General features: G+C 68.8%; 20 protein-coding genes. 9 read left to right on the top strand and 11 right to left on the bottom strand.

All coding sequences use genetic code 11. From position 1 onward, the window contains the following. Window position 1: 1 nt before the first annotated feature. The 6 genes from ACZ50J_RS07150 to ACZ50J_RS07125 form a co-directional block, all read right to left on the bottom strand. The gene (locus tag ACZ50J_RS07150; RefSeq protein WP_464300573.1) at window positions 2-607 is read right to left on the bottom strand and encodes a LysE family translocator; all 606 of its coding nucleotides are present in this window, start codon (window positions 605-607) and stop codon (window positions 2-4) included. A gap of 4 nt (window positions 608-611) precedes the next feature. Continuing rightward, a complete protein-coding gene (locus ACZ50J_RS07145) occupies window positions 612-1,166 on the bottom strand; it encodes a helix-turn-helix domain-containing protein (protein ID WP_464300572.1) in 555 nt (184 codons plus the stop codon). Window positions 1,167-1,218: 52 nt separating this feature from the next. After that, window positions 1,219-1,935, bottom strand: coding sequence for a regulatory protein RecX (locus tag ACZ50J_RS07140; RefSeq protein WP_464300571.1), 717 nt, complete (start codon window positions 1,933-1,935; stop codon window positions 1,219-1,221). Between the two features lie 130 nt (window positions 1,936-2,065). Beyond that, window positions 2,066-3,139, bottom strand: a complete 1,074-nt coding sequence (gene recA, locus ACZ50J_RS07135) for a recombinase RecA (RefSeq protein ID WP_464301326.1) — start codon at window positions 3,137-3,139, stop codon at window positions 2,066-2,068. 250 nt (window positions 3,140-3,389) lie between these two features. Further along, window positions 3,390-3,833 carry a DUF2000 family protein gene (locus ACZ50J_RS07130; RefSeq protein ID WP_464300570.1) on the bottom strand — a complete coding sequence of 148 codons (444 nt, stop codon included), beginning with the start codon at window positions 3,831-3,833 and terminating at the stop codon, window positions 3,390-3,392. A gap of 52 nt (window positions 3,834-3,885) precedes the next feature. Further along, window positions 3,886-4,683 (bottom strand): AraC family transcriptional regulator, encoded by a 798-nt coding sequence (locus ACZ50J_RS07125; RefSeq protein ID WP_464300569.1) that lies wholly within the window; start codon window positions 4,681-4,683, stop codon window positions 3,886-3,888. 153 nt (window positions 4,684-4,836) lie between these two features. Between ACZ50J_RS07125 and ACZ50J_RS07120 the strand changes: the two genes are divergently transcribed. The 4 genes from ACZ50J_RS07120 (at window position 4,837) to ACZ50J_RS07105 (ending at window position 8,896) form a co-directional block, all read left to right on the top strand. Next, on the top strand, window positions 4,837-5,508 hold the full coding sequence (locus ACZ50J_RS07120) for a FadR/GntR family transcriptional regulator (RefSeq protein ID WP_464300568.1): 672 nt from the start codon (window positions 4,837-4,839) through the stop codon (window positions 5,506-5,508). Continuing rightward, on the top strand, window positions 5,505-6,272 hold the full coding sequence (locus tag ACZ50J_RS07115) for a creatininase family protein (RefSeq protein ID WP_464300567.1): 768 nt from the start codon (window positions 5,505-5,507) through the stop codon (window positions 6,270-6,272). The genes ACZ50J_RS07120 and ACZ50J_RS07115 overlap by 4 nt, the downstream gene beginning before the upstream one ends. Window positions 6,273-6,365: 93 nt before the next feature. Next, window positions 6,366-7,355: a CE1 family esterase gene (locus ACZ50J_RS07110; RefSeq protein WP_464300566.1), complete on the top strand. Its 990-nt coding sequence runs from the start codon at window positions 6,366-6,368 to the stop codon at window positions 7,353-7,355. After that, window positions 7,352-8,896 carry an AbgT family transporter gene (locus tag ACZ50J_RS07105; protein WP_464300565.1) on the top strand — a complete coding sequence of 515 codons (1,545 nt, stop codon included), beginning with the start codon at window positions 7,352-7,354 and terminating at the stop codon, window positions 8,894-8,896. The genes ACZ50J_RS07110 and ACZ50J_RS07105 overlap by 4 nt, the downstream gene beginning before the upstream one ends. Before the next feature lie 121 nt (window positions 8,897-9,017). Here the strand turns inward: ACZ50J_RS07105 and ACZ50J_RS07100 are convergent, their stop codons facing one another. After that, on the bottom strand, window positions 9,018-9,251 hold the full coding sequence (locus ACZ50J_RS07100; protein WP_464300564.1) for a DUF3046 domain-containing protein: 234 nt from the start codon (window positions 9,249-9,251) through the stop codon (window positions 9,018-9,020). 49 nt (window positions 9,252-9,300) lie between these two features. Between ACZ50J_RS07100 and ACZ50J_RS07095 the strand changes: the two genes are divergently transcribed. The 4 genes from ACZ50J_RS07095 (at window position 9,301) to ACZ50J_RS07080 (ending at window position 17,062) form a co-directional block, all read left to right on the top strand. Then, complete coding sequence (locus ACZ50J_RS07095; RefSeq protein ID WP_464300563.1) at window positions 9,301-10,257, top strand: nitrilase-related carbon-nitrogen hydrolase; 957 nt, start codon at window positions 9,301-9,303, stop codon at window positions 10,255-10,257. A gap of 156 nt (window positions 10,258-10,413) precedes the next feature. Continuing rightward, window positions 10,414-11,277 carry an SDR family NAD(P)-dependent oxidoreductase gene (locus tag ACZ50J_RS07090; protein ID WP_464300562.1) on the top strand — a complete coding sequence of 288 codons (864 nt, stop codon included), beginning with the start codon at window positions 10,414-10,416 and terminating at the stop codon, window positions 11,275-11,277. Continuing rightward, window positions 11,274-11,879, top strand: coding sequence for a carboxymuconolactone decarboxylase family protein (locus ACZ50J_RS07085; RefSeq protein ID WP_464300561.1), 606 nt, complete (start codon window positions 11,274-11,276; stop codon window positions 11,877-11,879). Before ACZ50J_RS07090 ends, ACZ50J_RS07085 begins: the two co-directional genes overlap by 4 nt. Window positions 11,880-12,373: 494 nt before the next feature. Further along, window positions 12,374-17,062, top strand: a complete 4,689-nt coding sequence (locus tag ACZ50J_RS07080; RefSeq protein ID WP_464300560.1) for an ATP-dependent helicase — start codon at window positions 12,374-12,376, stop codon at window positions 17,060-17,062. 1 nt (window position 17,063) lies between these two features. Here the strand turns inward: ACZ50J_RS07080 and ACZ50J_RS07075 are convergent, their stop codons facing one another. The 4 genes from ACZ50J_RS07075 to ACZ50J_RS07060 form a co-directional block, all read right to left on the bottom strand. Then, window positions 17,064-17,972 (bottom strand): hypothetical protein, encoded by a 909-nt coding sequence (locus ACZ50J_RS07075; RefSeq protein ID WP_464300559.1) that lies wholly within the window; start codon window positions 17,970-17,972, stop codon window positions 17,064-17,066. After that, window positions 17,969-18,907, bottom strand: a complete 939-nt coding sequence (locus ACZ50J_RS07070) for an ABC transporter ATP-binding protein (RefSeq protein ID WP_464300558.1) — start codon at window positions 18,905-18,907, stop codon at window positions 17,969-17,971. Before ACZ50J_RS07070 ends, ACZ50J_RS07075 begins: the two co-directional genes overlap by 4 nt. A gap of 140 nt (window positions 18,908-19,047) precedes the next feature. Next, a complete protein-coding gene (locus ACZ50J_RS07065) occupies window positions 19,048-19,746 on the bottom strand; it encodes a response regulator (RefSeq protein ID WP_464300557.1) in 699 nt (232 codons plus the stop codon). Next, on the bottom strand, window positions 19,743-20,882 hold the full coding sequence (locus tag ACZ50J_RS07060; RefSeq protein ID WP_464300556.1) for a sensor histidine kinase: 1,140 nt from the start codon (window positions 20,880-20,882) through the stop codon (window positions 19,743-19,745). The genes ACZ50J_RS07065 and ACZ50J_RS07060 overlap by 4 nt, the downstream gene beginning before the upstream one ends. Before the next feature lie 76 nt (window positions 20,883-20,958). Here ACZ50J_RS07060 and ACZ50J_RS07055 point away from each other — a divergent pair, with 76 nt between their 5' ends. Next, window positions 20,959-21,732: a DNA-formamidopyrimidine glycosylase family protein gene (locus ACZ50J_RS07055; RefSeq protein ID WP_464300555.1), complete on the top strand. Its 774-nt coding sequence runs from the start codon at window positions 20,959-20,961 to the stop codon at window positions 21,730-21,732.

Below are 21,732 nucleotides of genomic sequence, written 5' to 3'. Positions count from 1 at the left end.
TTCAGCGCGGCACGAGCGTGATGCCGATCGCGGTGAACAGGCCACCCGCCACCCGATCGATGCTGCGTTGCAGCCGTCGGTATGCCGTGACGACCGGCCGAGATCCGGCGCACCAACTGACCGCGGCGAACCAGCCGATCGCCATCGTCAGCATGACCACGAGCACGCCCACGCGCAGTGCCGCTCCCTCATGCCGGGGCATCAAGGTGGCGAAGAGTGCACCGAAGAAGACCAGCGCCTTCGGGTTCGCCAGGTTGGTGAAAACCCCCAGGCGCCAATGCTTTCCGTTGCTGACCGGTCCGGACTCGAGGGCCGCGGGGGCTGCCTTGCGTGCCGCCCACAGCACGTGGATACCGTACGTGATCAACAGCACCGCGCCGACGGTGCGCACCACCAGGTAGAGGTGTTCGTAGCGCGCCAGGAGGGCACTCAGCCCGCACATGGCGAGCGTCGCCCAGCAGGCGATGCCGCAGACCACCCCGAGCCCGACGCGCATCCCGGCGGATCGGCCCTGAGCGGCCGAAGTGCGAAGCACGGCAAGGAAATCCGGTCCCGGACTCACGACCGCGACGAGCCAGGCGAGGAGGAGCGGAAGCACTGCGAACATGAGATCAGCCGATCACTGGGGAGGTCATGACGACGGTGGCGTCGACGGGTTCGGTGGTGGTTCGGTAGGTGTGTGGCGCCGACCCGGGGAACGCCAGTAGATCGCCCGGCCCGAGTGCGACGAGATCGTCGCTCGGCCCCGCAGCAACCCGGCCCGAAGCGACCATGATGTGCTCGAGCGTGCCGGGGGCATGTGGCACCCCGTCGTAGGTCGTGTGTGCCGGCAGCCGCAGTCGCCAGATCTCGACCTGGTGGCCCCCACTCACCCGACGCAGCATCTCCTGCTGCGGGACATCTGCGGCGGCCGTCGCCGGGATCACTTCGGGTTGTGTGGTGGCGGCCGGAACGAGCAGGTCGGTCAGCGGTATGCCCAGAGCCACCGCCACCGCGTCGAGGGTGTCGATCGTCGGGTTCGACCGCCCGGACTCGAGCCCGGACAGGGTCGCCTTCGACAACCCGGCCCGCCGGGCGAGCTCCGCCGCTGACATACCGCGCTGCTCGCGGCGAAGCCGGATCTGCGTGCCGGCGGACGCGGCGATGCTGGAGGTCGAGGAGGCCATGCGTTCACTATAACGAACGCATGGTTCATTGCAATAGCCGTCCGTGGATCGGTCAGTCCGGCTGGTGCTCTGGTGCGTCAGCGATCGCCTCGCGAATGACGGACCACGCAACGGACGACGAATATCCTTTGCGGGCAAGCATTCCCGCGAGACGTCGGGCTTGGACCGTGGCGTCGAGACCATGCATGGAGCGCAGCTTCTTGGCAACCAGGGCCTCGGCACGCTCGCGCTCGTCGTCGTCATTGATCGTGTCGAGCTGTTCGTCGATGATCTCGGACGCGATCCCCTTCCGACGCAGTTCCTGGCCGATCGCCCGGCGACCCATGGCACGCCGACTCTGCTGGGACTCGATCACGGTTGCCGCATAGGCCGCGTCGTCGATCAGCCCGACCTCCTCCAGTCGGTCCAGGACGGTGGCCGCGACGTCGTCGGCGCAGTCGCGCTCGCGCAGCTTGTCGGCCAACTGCTTGCGGCTGCGTGGTGCGGCCGCGAGCTGGCGCAGCACGATGGTGCGCGCCACGTCATACGGGTCGGCGTCGAGACCGCGCGCGTCCGCCGGCGGCTCGCGATCGTTGCGGGCCTGCCGCGCACTGCGTCGGCGGCCGGTCGTCGCCCGACCACCCCGGCCGTGCGGCGTGTCGGCGCGCTCATTGCTGGACTCGTCGGACGGTGCGCCCCGGACACGGGAGCCGGCCCACGGTCCGACGATGACTTCCGCCGGGTCGACGAAGTCCGGCAGCGAATCCGGTGCACTGTCAAAGGGATTCATGGAGATTCATCGCCTCCGAGACACTTCACGTCGTGGCGCCGGAACCGCGCACATGACGCCTCGCTTCGGGAACCGGCATACGGGAGAACATCTCGGCCGCCGACCGCCCGATCGACGGCCGAGATGAGGATCAGAAGTCGACCGCTGCGACGACCGGTGCGTCCGCCTCGTCGGCGGGCTTGTCGACCCGCGGGCCGACACCCAGCTTCTCCTTGATCTTCTTCTCCAGCTCGTCGGCCAGATCGGGGTTGTCGCGCAGGAAGCCACGCGCGTTCTCCTTGCCCTGACCGAGCTGGTCGCCCTCGTAGGTGTACCAGGCGCCGGCCTTGCGGACGAACCCCTGCTCGACGCCCATGTCGATCAGGCCGCCCTCGCGGGAGATGCCCTGGCCGTAGAGGATGTCGAACTCCGCCTGCTTGAACGGCGGGGAGACCTTGTTCTTGACCACCTTGACGCGGGTGCGGTTGCCGACCGCGTCGGTGCCGTCCTTCAGCGTCTCGATGCGCCGCACGTCCAGCCGGACCGAGGCGTAGAACTTCAGTGCCTTACCGCCGGTGGTCGTCTCGGGCGAGCCGAACATGACACCGATCTTCTCGCGCAACTGGTTGATGAAGATCGCAGTGGTCCCGGTGTTGTTGAGCGCACCGGTGATCTTGCGCAGCGCCTGCGACATCAGGCGGGCCTGCAGACCGACGTGGCTGTCACCCATCTCGCCCTCGATCTCGGCGCGCGGGACGAGTGCGGCGACGGAGTCGACGACGATGATGTCGAGCGAACCGGACCGGATCAGCATGTCGGCGATCTCCAGCGCCTGCTCACCGGTGTCGGGCTGGCTGACCAGGAGCGCGTCGGTGTCGACACCGAGCTTCCGGGCGTATTCGGGGTCGAGCGCGTGCTCGGCGTCGATGAAGGCCGCGATGCCGCCGTTGCGCTGCGCGTTGGCGACGGCGTGCAGGGCGACCGTGGTCTTACCGGACGACTCCGGACCGTAGACCTCGACCACGCGACCGCGCGGCAGTCCACCGATGCCGAGTGCGACATCGAGCGCGATCGCACCGGTCGGGATCACGTCGATCGGCGGCCGGACGTCGTCGCCCAGGCGCATGACCGCGCCCTTGCCGTGTGCCTTCTCGATCTGGGACAGGACGGTGTCCAGCGTCTTGAGCTTGCTGTCTCCGGCGTTCGGCGCCGTCTTTGCTGCCATCGCTTTTGCTGCCATGTGCGGCACTCCTTCAAGAGTTCGTGGATGGGTCGCGTCCACCGGCGACCGTCCGCAGCCCGCCAGTGCAGGTCGAGCCGTGGAACGTGTCAGACGCTAGATCCCCGCACCGACAACCCGAGGTGTGTCGTCCATGCACTGTGGACAACGGGTCGTCGTTCGAGGACTTGTGGATGAGCCTAGCCCAGCTTCCCGAACATCCGTACGAAGGTTTGCGGCGTGGCGTGTCGTCCGTTCACGGGTGCAGGTGCGCGCCCTTGAGGATCTTGTCGACCCCGTTCTTCGGGCCGTGCACCGCGATCCCGACGAGGTTCAACTCCTCCGCCGGCACGCCTTCGGTGGCGGCGCGATTCGCGGCGTCATACCCGGTCTTGAACATCTCCTCGGTGTAGATCGCCGGGCGCAGGCCACGGCTCACTGCGCGGGCGCGGGCGTTCGCGAGCTCCCGGATCCCGCCCTCGAAGACGAGCACCGGCATACCGAGCAGCGGCACATAGCTGCCGCCGTCGGCGTCGCGGTACGGCTCCCCCACCAGCTCCGGATGCGCGGCGGCGATCCCCGAGGCGAGGAATGCCGTGACGTTCATCCGTTGCCAGGCGGCGAGGTCGTCGCGCAGCAGAATGGCGACCTTGGTCGCGAAGGGCGGGGCCAGCAGGTCGGTGTCGTTCTCGGGACTCATGTCGCCATCGTGCGGCCCGTGGAACCACCCGTCTTGTACGAAACTGACCCCGTCAGTGGGCCCGATAGCCGCCGGGCGTCGTCCGCAACAATCGCCGGAAGTGCCGGTGGAAGTGCGCCTGGTCGTAGAAGCCGCTGGCGACCGCGACCGATGCGGCGGGCTCGCCGTCGAGCAGTCGCCGGCGCGCCAGGTCCAGCCGGCGACCGGTGACATACCGGTGCGGCGGTATGGCGAACTCCCCCGTGAAGGCCCGGATCAGGTATGCCGCGCTCACGCCCAGCTGCGCCGCCAGCGCCTCCACCGACGGGGCGCCGACCGGGTCCGCGTCGAGGATGTCGCGAGCACGCCCAGCCACCATCGCGCGCCGCGTGAGGTCCGTGCGACCGGCGTCGGGCCGGCCGCTCAGGTGCCACCGCAAGGCATCGGAGACGAGCGCCAGATGTGACTCCGCGGCGAGCTTGTCGCCGGATGACAATGCGGCATCCAATTGCGAAACCGCTTGGCGCAGCGACGAATCCGGCACAAGCGGTGCATCGACGCACCGACCGATGAGATGCTCGGGCAGAACCGATCCCTCGAGGTAGACCACCCGCTTGCGGAACCCGCGGGAGGTCAGCGGATGCCCGTCGTGCGCGACGTGCGGCGGCAGCAGCGTCACGCCGATCCCGGCGTCGGCACGATCCCGGTGGCGGTCGACGTCATACCCGATGAACCCGTCGTCGACGATCAGCACGGTCCATGCGTCGTGCGTGTGCGCGGGATAGCTGTGGTCGGCCCAGGACGCGTGCAGCACCTCGCGGATCCCGGCCACACCGGGATCCCACGCGCGGACGCGGTCGGGGTTCGCCACGACCTCAACCTATCGGCGTCCCACCCCTGCCGAATGACGGCTTCCTCGCCGAGTGACGGCCCAATCCCGCCGTCATTCGCCGAGGGAGCCGTCATTCGCGATAAGAGTGTGACCCTTGACACATCAGGTCATCAAGTGATCTAGTCACTTCTCGTGACCGCACAGACTTCACTGACCAGCCGCCTCGCCGACGAGATCGTCGACCTCATCGTCGAGGGCGGCCTGCGCCCGGGCGACGCCCTCGAGTCGTCGCGGGCACTCGCCCAGCGGTTCGAGGTGACCACGCCCACCGTCCGCGAGGCACTGCGTCGCCTCGAGGCCACGGATGTCGTGCAGTTCCGCCACGGCTCGGGGACGTATGTCGGTGCCGGCTTCGAACGACGCATGGTCGTCAACCAGCACGCCGGCCGCGACTCGATCGAGGAACTGATCGCCACTCGACTGCTGCTCGAACCGGCCATCGCGGCCGAGGCCGCCCGCAGTCGCACCGATGCCGACCTCGAGCTGCTCGAAGCGGCGCTGACCAACGCGCTCACCCCGCAGCGCGGCGACGAGCGTCCGGCCCTGCACTTCCACGTCGCCGTCGCCGCCGCGACCGGCAACCGACTGGTCGCCGAGACGCTGGAAGCCTTGTTGCACCTACGTTCTCGCGAGCAGGTCCAGATCCGCCATCGGTATGACGACCGCGAGCGCGACCACGCCGAGCACCTGCAGATCCTGGACGCGATCCGGGCCGGCGACGCCGACCGAGCAGCCGAACTCACCGCTTCCCACCTGCAGTCGATCCGCGATGTGCTCGCGACGGCAGTGGAGGACCACGCATGAGTAGCACGTCATACCGGCTGGGCGAGCTCACGACGGAGGACGCCGCCGCGTCCGTCGCTCGAGGCGACGTCGTGATCCTGCCGGCAGGTGCCTTCGAGCAGCACGGCCCGGCGATGCCGATGGCCACCGATCTGATCCGCGCCGAGGACATGGCCGATCGGGTCGCCGCCGCACTGCGCGGCCGGGTCGTCATCGGGCCGAGCCTGCCGGTCGGTGTCTCACCACACCATCTCGGCTTCGCCGGCACCGTCACCCTCCGGCCGTCGACCTTCCTCACCGTTGCCCGCGAGTATGTCGATTCGCTCGTCCACCACGGCTGGCGACGCATCCTGGTGATCACCGGGCACGCGGGCAACAACGCCACGTTGGGCGCACTCGCGCAGGACCTCCTGCATGATCGCCCGGACATCGAATTCGCTTGGACCGCAATAGCTTCCCTCGTCGGGCCCGTCACCGCGACAATGAATCGCACCGAGGTGACCGGACACTGCGGCGAGTCGGAGACCGCACAGATGCTGCATGTCGCACCGCATCTGGTGCACACCGACCGACTGACCCCGGGCACGACCGCCCTGGACCAGTTGGACCCCTTGTCGCGCGTCGCGCGACGCACCGCACCGGCGCTCGCACGCCGGTACGACCAGCTCAGCGCGAATGGCGTGCTGGGTGATCCCACGACCGCGACGGCCGACCAGGGCCGCGCGATCGTCGACGCCGTCACCGCGGCACTCGTCGAATACCTCCAGGAGTGGCGCTCCGCCTGACCCTCACCCCCGTCACGACCGGACGCCTCCCCCGAGCCGCCCGGTGGGTCGAGCACGCCCCGAACCGCTCGACCCGGCCGAAAGGAACCGACCATGAAGAAGACTCGGCAGCGCGCAGCTGTCCTCACCGCCGGCTTGCTCGCCACCGGCACGGTGACCGCACCCGCCGTCGCACGGAGCCTGTCCCCGACAGCATCTCCAGCGGCCGCGACCCGGTCGGCTCACCAGGCCTGCACCAAGGCGACGGACCAGGAGTCCGGTGCAAGTGCGAAGTACGAGATCACCAGCGGTGGAGACACCCGCACCTACATCCTGCATCTGCCGAAAGGCTATGCGCAGCACCGCAATTGGCCGCTGATCATCGCCTATCACGGCCGCGGTAGCACCGGCACCGAAGTGGAGGGGTTCTCCGGGCTCTCCTCGTTGCCGGCTGTCGTCGCCTACCCGAACGGCGAGATCGGGACCGGGTCCGGATACCGCCAGGCGTGGCAGGGCGCTCCCTACGCGCCGCCCGGTGTCGACGACGTGCAATTCACGTCCGACCTGCTCGACCAACTGCAGTCCGATTACTGCGTCGATCGGACCCGCACCTACGCCACCGGCAAGTCCAACGGCGCCGGTTTCGTGAACCTGCTCGCCTGCCGTATGGCGGACCGCTTCGCCGCGTTCGCACCCAACTCCGGCGCGTTCTATCCGCAGGCGACCGAGGGTTGCGAGAACGCGAAACCCGCTGCGCTGCTTGATCTTCACGGCACCGGGGACACCACGATCCCGTATGCCGGAGACCCGGACCGCGAGCTGCCCGCCATACGCTCGTATGTCGCGGAGTGGGCCGCACGGGACAAGTGCGACACCGATCCGTCGACCCGCCGCATCGGCACCGACGTCACCGTTCTCGACTGGAAACACTGCGCGTCCGGCACTGCCGTCGAACACGTCGCCGTCACCGGCGGAGGTCACGTCTGGCCCGGCACGAACACCTACTCCGGCGGCGGGCACGTCACGCACACCATCAGGGCGCAGGACGTGATCTGGCGCTTCTTCAGCAAGCACCGCCTGGCCACGCCGGAGGGAACCTCATGACCACCACTACGACGAAACCCGAGGAACAGGAACGCCTGCCACGGATCATCCGCGCCATGGGCGTGGTCGAGAAGGCCGGCAACGCACTGCCGAATCCGTTCTGGTTGTTCTGGATCCTCGCGCTGATCCTCGGCGTCCTCAGTGCGGTGCTCGCCGGTTTCGACGTCAGTGTCGTCTCGCCGAGCGACCACAAGACGGTCGCGGTGCGGAACCTCTTCAGCGGCGACGGGCTGGCGATGGCCATGTCCACCGCGATCGACAACTTCGCGACGTTCCCGCCGATGGCGACGATCGTCGTGGTGATCATGGGCGTCGCCGTCGCCGAACGCACCGGCTTCCTCGCCGCGGTCATGAAGGTCGGCGTCTCTCGGGTGCCGGCGTCCGCGGTGGTATTCGCCGTCGCGTTCCTCGGGACCGTCTCGCACGTGGCGTCCGCCGCGGCATACATCATCCTGGTTCCGTTGGGCGGCTTGGCCTTTCGTGCCGTCGGCCGGTCGCCGATCCTCGGCATCGTGGTCGCCTACACCTCGATCGCGTCGGGGTATGACGCGAGCCCGATCCCCACGCCGAACGACACGATCTTCGCCGGCATCACCACCTCCGCCGCACGACTGATCGACAAGGACGTGACCGTCTCGGCGGTCAGCAATTGGTACTTCAACATCGCGTCGTCACTACTGCTCGCCACGGTCATCACGCTGGTGACCCGGTGGGTGCTGGCCAAGCGGCCGGACCTCGACCCGGATCCCGACATCGACCTGGAGGACATCGGCGACCTGCACCTGTCGGACCGCGAGCGCTCCGCCGTCCGTGCCGCCTGCCTGACCCTGCTCGGTCTGCTGGTCGTGGTCGCGGCCGTCGTCATACCTTCGGGGTCGCCGTTGCGCGGCGAGCACGGCAGCATCGCCGAATCGCCGTTCCTTGACGGGATCGCCTTCGTGATCGCCATCCTCTTCGGCGCGACCGGCATGGTCTACGGGTTGCGCACCGGGGCACTCAAGGGCGTCGGCGACACCCCGCGGTTGATGGCCGAGGGGATCAAGCAGATGGCACCGGTGCTGGTGCTGTTCTTCGCGATCGCCCAGTTCCTGGCGTACTTCGACTGGACGCACCTCGGCGACGTGATGTCGGTGAAGTCCGCCGACATCCTCGACCAGGCCAATGTGCCCGCACCGATCATCTTCCTGATGGTGCTCGCCCTGCTCAGCATCGTGAACGTGCTGGTGACCAGCGGTTCGGCGATGTGGTCGATCGCGGCGCCGGTCCTGGTGCCGACGCTGATGCTGCTGTCCGTGCCGCCGGAGACGACGCAGGCGCTCTTCCGGATCGCCGACTCCGGGTCCACCGCGATCACCCCGATGAGTCCGTACTTCGTGATGGCGCTCGGCTTCCTGCAGCGCTATCGCAAGAAGGCCGGGATCGGGACGCTCGCGTCATACACGTTGCCGCTGGCGGTCGCGATGACCGTCACCTGGACGGTGCTCTTCTTCATCTGGTGGGGGCTCGGCATACCGCTCGGGCCCGGTGCACCGGTCCGCTGAGCCCAGCCCACCACCATCCCGAGTGACGGCTTCTTCGCCGACTGACGGTCTGATCAGGCCGTCACTCGCCGAGGAAGCCGTCATTCGGCAAGGCGGTCTCGGCGGTGGCGGGCGCGGCGGCTCAGATGTCGCGGCGTTCCTTGATGGGTATGTCGCGGCCGAGCCGGCGCTCCGGCGGGATCTGCAGATCGACGCAGATCGCCTCCCAGACCTCGCGCGGCTTGACGCCCGCCTCGAGCGCCTGGTCGGGGGTGCGATTGCCCAGGACCTGCAGCACATGGCTGTTGCCGAGGACCGCCGCGTAGGCCGATCCGAACTCGTCGGTCATCAGCCGCCTGTACTCCGAATGCTTCACTTCTCCAGGGTAGGTGGAGCGGCCGGATGGCATGTGTCACGCTCTGCACATGGAGCTCATCGTCGCGCAGCAGATCCCGTCGTCACCGGCCCGTGTGGAGCAACCGGATCGGCAGCCGCTGCGGGTCGCCCTCGTCCAGCATGAGTGGTTGGAGAACCGCGACGACCTGATCGCGACGTTGCGTGACGGCATCGAGCAGGCGGCGAAGGCCGGCGCGAAGGTGGTCTTCCTGCCGGAGCTGACGCTGTCCCGCTACCCCGCGGACACGCTGCCGACCGGCACGCCCTCGGACATCGCGGAGGATCTCGACAACGGACCGACCGTGACCTTTGCGCGCGAGGCGGCCCGCGACTTCGGCGTCCATGTGCACGCGTCGCTCTACGAGAAGAACGACCAGGGCGACGGCCTCGGCTTCAACTCGGCAGTCCTCGTGGCGCCGAACGGTGAGCTGATCGCGCGCACCCGCAAGACGCACATCCCGGTGACCGCCGGCTACTACGAGGACAAGTACTTCCGTCCCGGTCCGCCGGACGACGCGTATCCCGTTGTGCCCGTTGCGGATCTGGACGTCAAGGTCGGTCTGCCGACCTGCTGGGACGAGTGGTTCCCCGAGGTCGCCCGGTCCTACGCCCTCGGTGGTGCGGACCTGCTGGCCTACCCGACCGCGATCGGCTCCGAGCCGGATCACCCCGACTTCGACACGCAACCGCTCTGGCAGGCGACGATCACCGGACACGCCATCGCCAACGGGTTGTTCATCGTGGTCCCCAACCGCTGCGGCACCGAGGGGCTGATCACCTTCTACGGCTCGAGCTTCATCGTCGACCCCTACGGACGGGTCCTCACGCAGGCGCCGCGCAACACCACCGCCGTACTCGTCGCCGACCTCGACCTCGCGCAGCGCAAGGACTGGCTCGACCTGTTCCCGTTCCTCGCAACGCGCCGCCCCGACACGTACGCCGCCCTCGCCGACCCGGTGAAGCCCGAGCACCAGCGCGAGGTCTGACGCGCGCTGCCACCACCTCGCTACTGTCGTCACTTCCTCGCCGCCTGAGAGTCGGATGAGCGAGTAACCAACGACTGTAGGTCGTTCGTCGCCACCTGAATTCTCATTTGCTCACACCCTGGCCGCGGAAGCTACCGACACGTAGGTTTGTCGGTCATGGGTAACGATCGACTGCAACACCAGCGAGTCCTCATCACCGGCGGCGCCCGCGGCATCGGCGCCGCGCTGGCGCGAAGACTCGCCGAGCGTGGAGCACGGGTTGCCGTTGCCGGCCTCGAGCCGGAGTTGCTCGAGAAGGTGGCGTCGGAGATCGGTGGTCCGTGGCGCGAGCTCGACGTCGCGAACCGTGAACAGGTCGACACGGTCGTCCGGGAACTGGTCGACGAGCTCGGCGGCCTGGACATCGTGATCGCGAATGCCGGTATCGCCAAACAACTTCCGATCGTCGGCGGTGAACCGGAGGTCATGGAACGCACGCTCGCGGTCAACACCCTCGGCACCTACTACACGCTGCGCGCAGCTGCTCCACACATCGCGCACCCGGGCGGTTATGCACTGGCGACGTCGTCACTTGCCGCTGCTGTCCACGCGCCCCTGATGGGTGCCTACTCGGCGTCGAAGGCGGCGGTCGAGGCGATCGGCAACACGCTGCGCTGGGAGTTGCACGGCACCGGTGCACGCGTCGGTGTTGCCTACTACGCCGAGTTGGACACCGACATGACCAGCCGTGGTTTCAGCACCCGGGCCGGGTCGACATTGCTCGGCGGCCGAAAGTCGGTCACCGTCGTCACACCACTTTCCGTCGCGATCAATGCCCTGGAACGCGGAATCAGTCGCAGGTCGCGCTTCATCTGGGCGCCGTGGTGGATCGCACCGCTGTTGCCCGCACGGATGATCGCGCAGCGGGTGGCCGAGCTGAAATCAATGCCCGATCTGCAGCGCGCACTGGAGCTGGCGCGTGACGAGCGGACGGATTTCACCACCGCACAACCGAATTCGCGGATCGAGGACAACGTATGACGGACAGCTTGCAAGGTCTCGATACGTCCTCCTCCGCTTCGCTCCCCCGGCCTACTCGACCCGCTTCAGCCCGAGTCCGACCTGGGACGTGGCGCACCAACGGCCCGCTGGCGTCCGGTTTCGCACACCTTGCTGGACGGGTCACCCGGACCGCGCCGCCGGCGATCTTCACCGTGCTCGGACGCGGTCGGCGGACCTTCTGGGGGTGGCTCGCGTTCGCCGGAACCCTGATGCCGTTCGGTTCACTCCCACGGGCCGACAGCGAACTGGTCATCCTCCGAGTCGCTCGGCTGCGCGGCAGTGACTACGAGGTCGCGCACCACCGGCACATCGCGCAACGAGCCGGCGTCACCGCAGAACAGATCGAGCAGCTGCTCAGCGCGACGCCCGAGGCGTCATACTTCAGCGACCGGCAGCAGGCCCTCATCGCGGCGACCGACGAACTCATCGCGGACGACGACCTGTCCGACCCGACCTGGCAGCGGCTGCACGGCCATCTGGACGACCGCGGCTGCGTCGAATTCCTTTTGCTGGCAGGCCATTACCGCATGCTCGCCACGGCGCTGCACACCATGCGGATCAAACCCGACCAGCCGAGGTGACGAACAGACCGAAGCGAGTCGCAGACTCACGCGGCGGGCCAACAGGATGACCTCACCACCAACGGCGTCGGTCGTGTCGTCGATCCGGGCCTATGCAGTGAGCGGAGCGTTAGCGCAGCGAACGGAGTGAGACCGGGGCGGCGGCGCGTCCGGCGCCGCCCAGGTGACCGAACGAAAATCGGAGCACGGGTCGTTTCGAGACGCTCGTTCGTCCCTCACGAGCTCCTCAAGGAGCTTCGAAACGGCGCATCCGGCGCCGCTCAGGTGACCGAACGCTGACGCGCAGCGCCTTTCGAGACGCTTGCTCGTCCCTCACAAGCTCCTCAAGGAGCTTGACTGGGCCGCTCGTTCCTCACCGCTACTCGACCAGCTTGGGTTTACGCGGCTCGTTCCTCACCGCCACTCGACCAGCTTGGGTTTACGCGGCTCGTTCCTCACCGCCACTCGACCAGCTTGGTCCGCATGTCGGCGGCTGATGCGAAGCTAGGCAGGCAATGACCGACAAGGTTCTGGATCGCTTCTCCCCTGCCACGCGCGCGTGGTTCGAGGGTTCGTTCAGCGCGCCCACACCCGCGCAGGCCGGCGCGTGGGACGCGATCAGCAACGGCGATCACACGCTGGTGGTGGCGCCGACCGGGTCGGGCAAGACGCTGTCGGCGTTCCTGTGGGCGATCGACCGGATGGCGGCAACACCGGCGCCCGACGAAGTCCTCAAACGGTGCCGGGTCCTCTATGTGTCACCGATGAAGGCACTCGCGGTCGACGTGGAGCGCAACCTGCGGTCGCCGCTGGTCGGTATCCAGCATGCGGCGGATCGACTTGGCCTGCCGCAGCCCGACGTGTCGGTGTCGGTGCGGTCCGGCGACACCCCGGCCAACGAGCGACGCGCGTTCTCGCGACGCCCGACGGACATCCTGATCACGACGCCGGAGTCGCTGTTCCTGTTGCTGACGTCAGCGGCTCGCGAGGCCCTGTCCGGTGTCGAGACGGTGATCATCGACGAGGTGCATGCCGTTGCGGGGACGAAGCGCGGTGCGCATCTGGCGCTGTCGCTGGAGCGGCTGGACGCCATACTGCCAAAGCCCGCGCAGCGCATCGGGCTGTCCGCGACCGTGCGTCCGGTCGAGGAGGTCGGGCGTTATCTGGCCGGCGGCCGACCGGTGACGACGGTGCAGCCGCCCGCGGAGAAGTCCTGGGACCTCGAGGTCGTCGTCCCGGTGGCCGATCTGACCGAGCTGGGCCGGACAACGGACGACCCCGCCGGACCATCCGCCGACCCGGTCGAGCGCGCCTCGATCTGGCCACACGTCGAGGAACGCATCGTCGACCTGATCGCGCAGCACCGGTCGACGATCGTCTTCGCCAATTCGCGACGGCTGGCGGAACGGCTGACCGCCCGGCTGAACGAGATCTGGGCCGAGCGCAATGACGTGCCCGAGGATGCTCCCGCGCCGTCCAGGGCGCCCGCTCAGGTGATGGCGCAGGCCGGCCAGAGCGGCGGAGCGCCCGGGGTGCTCGCGCGCGCGCACCATGGCTCGGTCAGCAAGGAGCAGCGCGGCGAGATCGAGGACGCCCTGAAGTCCGGCAGGTTGCCGGCCGTCGTCGCGACCAGCTCCTTGGAGCTGGGCATCGACATGGGGTTGGTCGATCTCGTCATACAGGTGGAGTCCCCACCGAGCGTGGCCAGCGGCCTCCAGCGGGTCGGCCGTGCCGGCCACCAGGTGGGTGCGGTCAGTCGCGGAGTGCTCTTCCCGAAGTTCCGCGGCGACCTGGTGCAGACCTGTGTCGTGGTCGACCGGATGAAGGCCGGGATGATCGAATCCCTTGCGGTGCCGAGCAATCCGGTCGACGTGCTGGCACAGCAGATCGTCGCGATGTGCGCGTTGGACGACTGGTCGGTCGACGATCTCGAGCAGCTCACGCACCGGACCGCGTCGTTCGCGAGCCTGCCGCGCAGCATCCTGGAGTCGGTGCTCGACATGCTGGCCGGTCGCTACCCGTCCGACGACTTCGCCGAGTTGCGGCCGCGCATCGTGTGGGACCGCATCACCGGCACGCTGAGCGGTCGGCGTGGTGCCCAGCGGCTCGCCGTCACCAGTGGCGGCACGATCCCCGATCGTGGTCTGTACGGCGTGTTCCTCGCGGCCGGTGAGGGTCCTGGCCGCCGGGTCGGCGAGCTCGACGAGGAGATGGTCTACGAGTCCCGGGTCGGCGACGTCTTCACCCTCGGCACGACGAGCTGGCGTATCGAGGACATCACGCACGATCAGGTGCGGGTCACTCCGGCTCCTGGGCAACCCGGCAAGCTGCCGTTCTGGAAGGGCGACTCGCCGGGCCGACCCCTCGAACTCGGCTCTGCCGTCGGGCAATTCGTCCGTGAGCTGATCGCGCTGCCCGACGAGTCGGCACGCGCGCGGGTCAAGGAGACCGGTCTCGACGAGTGGGCGGCCGACAACCTCTTCGCCTACCTGCGCGAGCAGCAGGAGTCGACCGGGCAGGTGCCGCACGACAAGGCGATCGTCGTCGAGCGGTTCCGCGACGAGCTGGGCGACTGGCGGGTCGTCGTGCATTCCCCGTATGGCGCCCCGGTCCACGCCCCTTGGGCGCTCGCGCTCGCGGCGCGGATGCGCGAACGCTTCGGCGTCGAGGTGCAGGCGATGCACGGCGATGACGGCATCGTGCTGCGCCTGCCCGACGCCGATCCGGACACCGACGCCACCGCGGCAGCCCAACTCGTCGACCTGATCGTGCAGGATCCGGACGAGGTCGCTGATCTGGTGACCGAGGAGATCGGCGGATCTGCTTTGTTCGCAGCACGATTCCGCGAATGTGCGGCGCGTGCGCTCCTGCTGCCGCGTCGCAACCCGGGGCGCCGCCAGGCACTGTGGCAGCAGCGCCAGCGCTCCGCACAGCTGCTCGAGGTGGCCTCCCGCTTCCCGTCGTTCCCGATCGTGCTCGAAGCAGTGCGCGAATGCGTGCAGGACGTCTTCGACGTGCCCGGCCTGGTGCAGTTGATGCGCGACATCACGGCTCGCCGGATCCGTGTCGTGCAGGTCGACACCGAGAGTCCTTCGCCGTTCGCGACCAGCCTGCTGTTCGGTTACGTCGCACAGTTCCTCTACGAGGGCGACTCCCCACTGGCCGAGCGGCGCGCCGCCGCCCTCGCGCTCGACCCGTCCCTGCTGGCCGACCTGCTCGGCTCCGGAGAGGGAGCCTCGCTGCGCGATCTGCTGGATTCCCAAGTGGTTTCGGAGGTCGAGCAGCAGCTGCAACGCCTCGTTCCCGAACGCCACTCGCGCGATGCGGAGGACGTGGCTGATCTGGTGCGGGTGCTCGGCGTGCTCACCCGGGAGCAGATCGAGCAGCGCACCCGCAAGGAGTCGCGTGGGGAGGTCGCGGGATGGCTGCGCGACCTCGTGGCGGCACGCCGGCTGATCGAGGTGCGGTGGTCCGACTCCGTCGGCTACGCGGCGATCGAGGATGCCGCCCGGCTGCGGGACGCACTCGGCCTGGCGTTGCCGGCGGGCATCCCGGCCGTCTTCCTCGAGCCGACGGACGATCCCCTGGGTGAGTTGATGGCACGTTACGCACGCACCCACGCGCCGTTCCCGGAGACCGAGCCGGCCGCCGCGCTCGGCATCGGTCGCGCTGTCGCACACGACACGTTGCGCCGATTGGTGTCGGCCGGCCGCCTGGTCGAGGGCGAGCTGCGACCGACCGAACTCGGCGGCGGCGCGCACGGCGTCGACTTCGCCGACCCGGAAGTGCTGCGCACCATCAAGCGGCGGTCCCTGGCATCGCTGCGCGCCGAGGTGGAGCCGGTCCCGGCCGAAGACCTGGCTGCGTTCCTGCCGGCCTGGCAGGGTGTGGGCGGCGACCTGCGCGGCACCGACGGACTGCTGCGCGCGATCGAGCAGTTGTGCGGGGCACGGGTGCCCGCCAGCGCGCTGGAGACGCTGATCCTGCCGGAGCGCGTGGCGTCATACCACCCGGGGATGCTGGACGAGCTGGTGTCCAGTGGCGAGGTCGTCTGGCAGGGGCATGCCGCCCTGCCGGGTGACGACGGCTGGGTGTCCCTGCATCTTGCCGACAGTGCGCCTTTGACGCTCGCGGCGCCCGACGACACCGTCGATCTCACGCCGGCCCACCGGGCGATGCTCGACGCGCTCGACGGCGGCGGGTCGTTCTTCTTCCGGACCCTCGCCGACAACGTCAACGCGACCGACGCACGCAGTTCGGACAGCGACCTGCAGGCCTACCTCTGGGACCTGATCTGGTCGGGGCGGGTCAGTGGAGACACCTTCGCGCCACTGCGTGCGCTGCTCGCAGGCGGCCGGACCGCGCACAAGGCTCGCGCCCAGGGACCGCGGCAGAGCCGGCACGGTCGCATCGGTGCGGGTCTGCGCGGGTCTCGCAGCGGGCTGAGCCGCCCGACGTCGGCACAGCGCTCTGCCCCGCCGACCGTCTCCGGTCGTTGGTCATTGTTGCCACCGCTCGAAACCGACCAAACCGCAAGGGCTTTGGCACTGGCGGAGGTTCTTCTCGACCGGCACGGCATTGTCACTCGCGGCGCTGTGCAGGCCGAGTCCGTGACAGGCGGCTTCGCCACGGTCTACCGCGTGCTCGCCGCCGCGGAGGAGACCGGCCGCGTACGGCGCGGCTACTTCATCGAGGGGCTCGGAGCCGCGCAGTTCGGCAGCTCGGGTGCGGTCGATCGGCTGCGAGCTGCCGGCCGGCCCACCGCCGCGCCACGCAACCCGTGGGACGTCGCGCCCCCGCAGCCGGAGACCGCGCGCGTGCTGGCGGCCGCCGACCCCGCCAACCCGTTCGGCGCCGCTCTCCCCTGGCCCGATCGCGAGGGTCACGGCCCCGATCACCGACCGAGCCGACGGGCCGGTGCGATGGTCGTGCTCGTCGCGGGAGCATTGACGCTCTTCGTGGAGCGAGGCGGTCGCAAGGTGTTGACCTACACCGAGGATCCCACTGCGTTGGGCTCCGCCGCAGCAGCGCTGGCCCGCACCGTCGTGCTCCCGCCCGATGCCCGCGGTGCACCACGCCTGCGCGGGCTCACCGTCGAGAGCATCGACGGCAAGCCCGCGTTGGGTTCGGAGCACTTGTTGGCGAATTCTTTGACGGACAACGGCTTTCACGTGACCCCGAAGGGACTGCGCATCCGCCGCTGAGCTAGCTGGAGACGTCGCGGCGGCGCAGGATCACTCCCACCGCCAGCACACCGATCACGGCATACAGGGCGAGGCGGAGCACCAACGTGGTGCCGGTGACCGTCGCGGTCTCGGGTGCGACGACGTACCGCAGCAACAGCCCGGGGAACCAGTGCGAACCCAGCGAGAGATTGTCACCGAGGATGTTCTCGATCGGTCCGGCCCACAGGATCCCGATGCCGAGACCCACCGCCACCGACCTGGTGAGTATGCCGATCAGCGTGCCGAGCAGTGCCCAGCCGACCACGAAGAGCAGCACCCGCAGGTAGTCGTCGGCCGCCGTTCCGAGCGAGCTGGCATCGAGCCAGGACCCGGTGTCGATGCCTTGCCCGGGCGCCACGATGTATGCCGTGATCAGACCGGCCACGAACAGCACGGCGACGATGACGGCACTGATCGCGATCCGTGCGGCGAAGGTGCCGACAGCGAGGGTCAGTCGTCGCGGCTGCTGCAACAACGAGGCCCGCCAGGTGCCGCGCGCGAACGATCCGGCGCTCATCCCGACGAACACGGCGAGGATCAGCACCGAGGTGAACGAGGCCGCGGTTCGCACCGCCAGGGTGCCGCCACCGGACTCACCCAACGACTGGATGCTGAGGCCGGCCCGCGACCGTTCCGGCGCCGTGTTGATCATGACGACAGTGAGGATCGCCGAGTAGACGACGGTGGCTGCCACCGAGATCAGCCAGATCCGCTTGCTGGACAACCGAATCCACTCCGCCACGAACGCTCGCGCCATGGCCGGCGCGCGCTTCGTGCGAGCGGTGGAGTTCGTGCTGAGCATCTCGACCTCGGTGTGCGCGTTCGTGCGAGTTCCGGGTGACGTGTCGGAGGGACGGGTGAGCGTCGAACTCCCTGTGGTGTTGTTCATGACCTGCTCCCTGTTCCGACCAGGTCGAGCACCCGGTCCTCGAGTGATTGCTTCTGGTGGTGCAGTTCGACCAGGCGGATGCCCTGTTCGGCCGCGCTGCGGTTGAGCTTCGCGGCCAGCTGCGCCGGTTCCTCCCGGCCGACGTCGACGGCGAAGCCGTCCGCGCGCCGTTCGACCGTGCAGCCCTGGGCGCTCAGCATGCGGTGCAACTCGTCGTCCTCCGCCTGATCGGCACTGCGCAGCACGATCACCTCCGCGCGCGATGCGGGCAGCTCGTCCAACGGACCTGAGTAGCGCAGGCCACCCTGGTCGAGCACGATCACCCGATCGCAAATGTGCTCCAGCTCGGCCAGCAGGTGCGAGGAGATCAGCACCGTCCGGCCGTCGGCGGCGATGCGCCGGACCATCGCCCGGATGTCGCGCATGCCCGCCGGGTCGACCCCGTTGGTCGGCTCGTCCAGGATCACGAGTTGCGGATCGCTCAGCAGCGCGGCACCGATGCCGAGTCGCTGCTTCATGCCCAAGGAGTATGACGAGAACGAATCCCCTTCGCGCCCTTGCAAACCCACGAGTTCCAACACCGCAGGGATGCCGGACAGGTCATGCCCGCCGAGCCGCGCGAAGTACTCCAGATTGCCCCGCCCGGACAGGTTGCCGAAGAACGCAGGGCCTTCGATCAACGCGCCCACCTGCGGCAGGTAGTCGGCCGGCCGGGCCAGGTCGTGCCCGAGCACGGTTCCTCGTCCGGCGCTGGGTCGAACCAGGCCGAGCAGCATGGACATGATGGTGGTCTTACCGGCCCCGTTCGGGCCGATGAGGCCGGTGATCGAACCGGCGGTCAGGTGCAGATCGACGCCGTCGACGACGGTGCGGCTTCCGTATCGTTTGGTGAGGCCCGTTACCGCCACGACCTCACGCTCTGTCTCTGTGTTCATGCCTCCACGATGTCGCCCGACCGGCTAGCGCACATCGCGTCAGCGTGGAGATCGCCCTACGTCAGATGTTGAGTCACCCCACACATTCTTCCGATACGTCGCGGGGACCCCGACTCTCACATCGACGTCTCTCGTGTCCCTCAGGAGACATCCGGGGCGGGCGGCTCGGCCAGCCCGTGCTGGTAGGCGATGACGACGAGCTGGGCGCGATCGCGCGCATGCAGCTTGGTCATCGCGCGACTGACGTGCGTGCGCACCGTCGCCTGACTGACGAACCACTGTCCGGCGATCTCGTCGTTGGACAGCCCCTGCCCCACCAGGCCGACGACCTCACGTTCGCGTTCGGTCAACAACTCGGCGAGCGGCGACGTCGACGCCGCACCACGGGCCGGGCCGTCGTCGGCGCCGGCGTCCGCAGAGGCGAACCGGGCGATCAGGCGCCTGGTGACGGTCGGCGACAACAGGGCCTCTCCACCGGCAACGACGCGCACCGCACGGATCAGCTCGTCCGGATCGGTGTGCTTCACGAGGAACCCGCTGGCGCCGAATCGCAAGGCCTGGAAGACGTATTCGTCCAGGTCGAAGGTCGTCAGCATCACCACGTGCACGCCGCTCAGCACTTCATCGGCGGTGATCTGCCGGGTCGCCTCGAGCCCGTCCATGTCAGGCATCCGGATGTCCATCAACAACACGTCCGGGCGCAGCTCGTGTGCCGCAGCGACCGCCTCCCGGCCCGTCGTCACCTCGGCCACCACGTCGATGTCGGGCTCGAGGCCGATCAACGCGGCGAACCCACGTCGCACCAATGCCTGGTCATCGGCCACGACAACCCGGATCATGCTGTCTCCCAACGTGCTTCGACGAAGTAGCCACCGGACGGGTTCGGGCCATGACGCAGCACGCCATCGGTGGCACGCACCCGCTCCGCCATACCGACCAGGCCGTGGCCACCGCCCGCCGATTGCACGGTAGCGCCCGCAGCCGGTCCGTCGTCGGTCAACGAGACGCGGAACGCGTTGCGGTCGTTGCGCATCACCAGCCGGACACGCGCTCCGGGTGCGTAACGAACCGCGTTCGTCAGGCCCTCCTGCACCACCCGGTATGCCGCGCCCTGCACGGCCTCGGGCAGATCGACCGGGAGGTCGCGGTCGACCTCGATGTGCAGTCCGGCGTCGCGGGCACGCGTCACCAGCGCGTCGATCTCGTCCACACCGGGCTGTGGCCGGGTCGGTGCAGCACCGGGCTCACGCAGGGATCCGACGATCGAGTTCAGGTCCGCGAGTGCGTCACGGCCCGCGATCCGTGCGGCGCGCGCTGCTTCCGCCGCCTGCTCGGGGTGATCCTTCGCGAGCCGTTCGGCAAGCGCCGTCTGCACGGTGATCGCCGTCAGCGCGTGAGCGACGCTGTCGTGCAGGTCGCGGGCCAACTCCAGTTGCTGCTCGACGGCCGCGCGTTTCTGCTGCTGCTGCAACGCTTTTCGACGCTCGAGGGTCCGGTCGGCACGCGTCCGCAGCCACTCCGCGAGGATCGCCGCGGCGATGCCCCAACTGAGCACGATCGTGACGCGCACCGCGGTGTCCTGGCCGCCGCCGACATACGCACAGACGGCGACGACCACGACGACGACCGGCACCAGTCGGTGAGCAAGTTCGCGCCGCGCGTGGAAGCTGTAGCAGAAGACCCCCAGCGGCAGCAGGAAGTAGGCGGGTCCGTTCGGGTAGTGCAGCAGCAGATAGGCGACGAGTGCGGCGCAGGGCACCAGCAGGCTCACCAGCACTGAGAGCCGGCGGGCGACGACCGCCGCCATCCCGACGAGACCGAGCGCGACGGCCAACCCGTCGATCGCCCGCTCCGAGCCGTGCACGTCCAGGTGGCTCGCCGAGCCGATGATCGCCAGCGCGCCGAACGCCGCGAGCACATCGAGCAGGTGCCGCTGCCACCAGGGTGCGGCGACGGGTGGGGTGGTGTCGATCATGCACGCCAGCGTACGGAGCAGCGGTGGCGCGCTCGTCATACCAGTGTTGAGATGATGCGAGGTATGAGGTCCTTCCGTGCCCGAGGGTGATGCCGTTCGTCGGGCGGCGAACCGGCTGGACGACGCATTGCGCGGCGAGCCGCTGGTCGGCTGTGAGCTGCGCTGGCCGAGCCTCGCCGACCGGTCGTTGCACGGTATGACGACACTCGAGGTCGTCAGTCGCGGCAAGCACCTGCTGCACCGCCTCGACTCCGGTATGACGGTGCACACGCACCTGCGGATGGACGGCAGCTGGCGAGTGCGGCCCACCCGGCAGATGACCCCGAAATCCGTGCGCCGCAACAGCATTCGGGTGCTGCTCGCAACATCGGAGTGGACCGCGATCGGGGACTCGCTGGGTATGGTCGACCTGATCGCAACCCGTGATGAGCACCAGGTCGTCGGTCACCTCGGCCCGGATCTGCTGGGCGACGACTGGGATGCGGACACCGCGGCCGCGCTGCTGCGGCGGCAACCGCAACGGGCCATCGGTGCCGCACTGCTCGATCAGCGCAATCTCGCCGGGCTCGGCACCATCTGGACCACCGAGACGCTCTTCCACGAGCGCGTCAGTCCGTGGACCACTGTCGAGGACCTGTCGGCCCCGGCGCTCGGTGCGGTGCTGGTCACGGCCCACCGGTTGCTCAACGCAGCAGTGGTGCGGCACCCGGCGGAGGTGCCGCATGCGGCATACGGGCGAGCGGGTCAGCCGTGCCCTAGATGCGGGCGATTGCTGCGGACCGGACCGATCGGTGAGCCGCCGACGCAGCGCACACTCGGCTTCTGTGCCGGTTGTCAGACCGGCGGGTGA

This window comes from Flexivirga sp. G2, assembly GCF_055397625.1.
Note: the sequence above shows the minus strand (reverse complement) of the source record. Positions and strands in the feature narration are given on the sequence as shown.

Excerpts from the sequence above, each read along its gene's own strand:
- ACZ50J_RS07150 (WP_464300573.1), bottom strand. The coding sequence starts at position 607 with ATGTTCGCAGTGCTTCCGCTCCTCCTCGCCTGGCTCGTCGCGGTCGTG.
- ACZ50J_RS07145 (WP_464300572.1), bottom strand. The coding sequence starts at position 1,166 with ATGGCCTCCTCGACCTCCAGCATCGCCGCGTCCGCCGGCACGCAGATC.
- ACZ50J_RS07140 (WP_464300571.1), bottom strand. The coding sequence starts at position 1,935 with ATGAATCCCTTTGACAGTGCACCGGATTCGCTGCCGGACTTCGTCGAC.
- recA (WP_464301326.1), bottom strand. The coding sequence starts at position 3,139 with ATGGCAGCAAAGACGGCGCCGAACGCCGGAGACAGCAAGCTCAAGACG.
- ACZ50J_RS07130 (WP_464300570.1), bottom strand. The coding sequence starts at position 3,833 with ATGAGTCCCGAGAACGACACCGACCTGCTGGCCCCGCCCTTCGCGACC.
- ACZ50J_RS07115 (WP_464300567.1), top strand. The coding sequence starts at position 5,505 with ATGAGTAGCACGTCATACCGGCTGGGCGAGCTCACGACGGAGGACGCC.
- ACZ50J_RS07110 (WP_464300566.1), top strand. The coding sequence starts at position 6,366 with ATGAAGAAGACTCGGCAGCGCGCAGCTGTCCTCACCGCCGGCTTGCTC.
- ACZ50J_RS07105 (WP_464300565.1), top strand. The coding sequence starts at position 7,352 with ATGACCACCACTACGACGAAACCCGAGGAACAGGAACGCCTGCCACGG.
- ACZ50J_RS07095 (WP_464300563.1), top strand. The coding sequence starts at position 9,301 with ATGGAGCTCATCGTCGCGCAGCAGATCCCGTCGTCACCGGCCCGTGTG.
- ACZ50J_RS07090 (WP_464300562.1), top strand. The coding sequence starts at position 10,414 with ATGGGTAACGATCGACTGCAACACCAGCGAGTCCTCATCACCGGCGGC.
- ACZ50J_RS07085 (WP_464300561.1), top strand. The coding sequence starts at position 11,274 with ATGACGGACAGCTTGCAAGGTCTCGATACGTCCTCCTCCGCTTCGCTC.
- ACZ50J_RS07080 (WP_464300560.1), top strand. The coding sequence starts at position 12,374 with ATGACCGACAAGGTTCTGGATCGCTTCTCCCCTGCCACGCGCGCGTGG.
- ACZ50J_RS07075 (WP_464300559.1), bottom strand. The coding sequence starts at position 17,972 with ATGAACAACACCACAGGGAGTTCGACGCTCACCCGTCCCTCCGACACG.
- ACZ50J_RS07070 (WP_464300558.1), bottom strand. The coding sequence starts at position 18,907 with ATGAACACAGAGACAGAGCGTGAGGTCGTGGCGGTAACGGGCCTCACC.
- ACZ50J_RS07065 (WP_464300557.1), bottom strand. The coding sequence starts at position 19,746 with ATGATCCGGGTTGTCGTGGCCGATGACCAGGCATTGGTGCGACGTGGG.
- ACZ50J_RS07060 (WP_464300556.1), bottom strand. The coding sequence starts at position 20,882 with ATGATCGACACCACCCCACCCGTCGCCGCACCCTGGTGGCAGCGGCAC.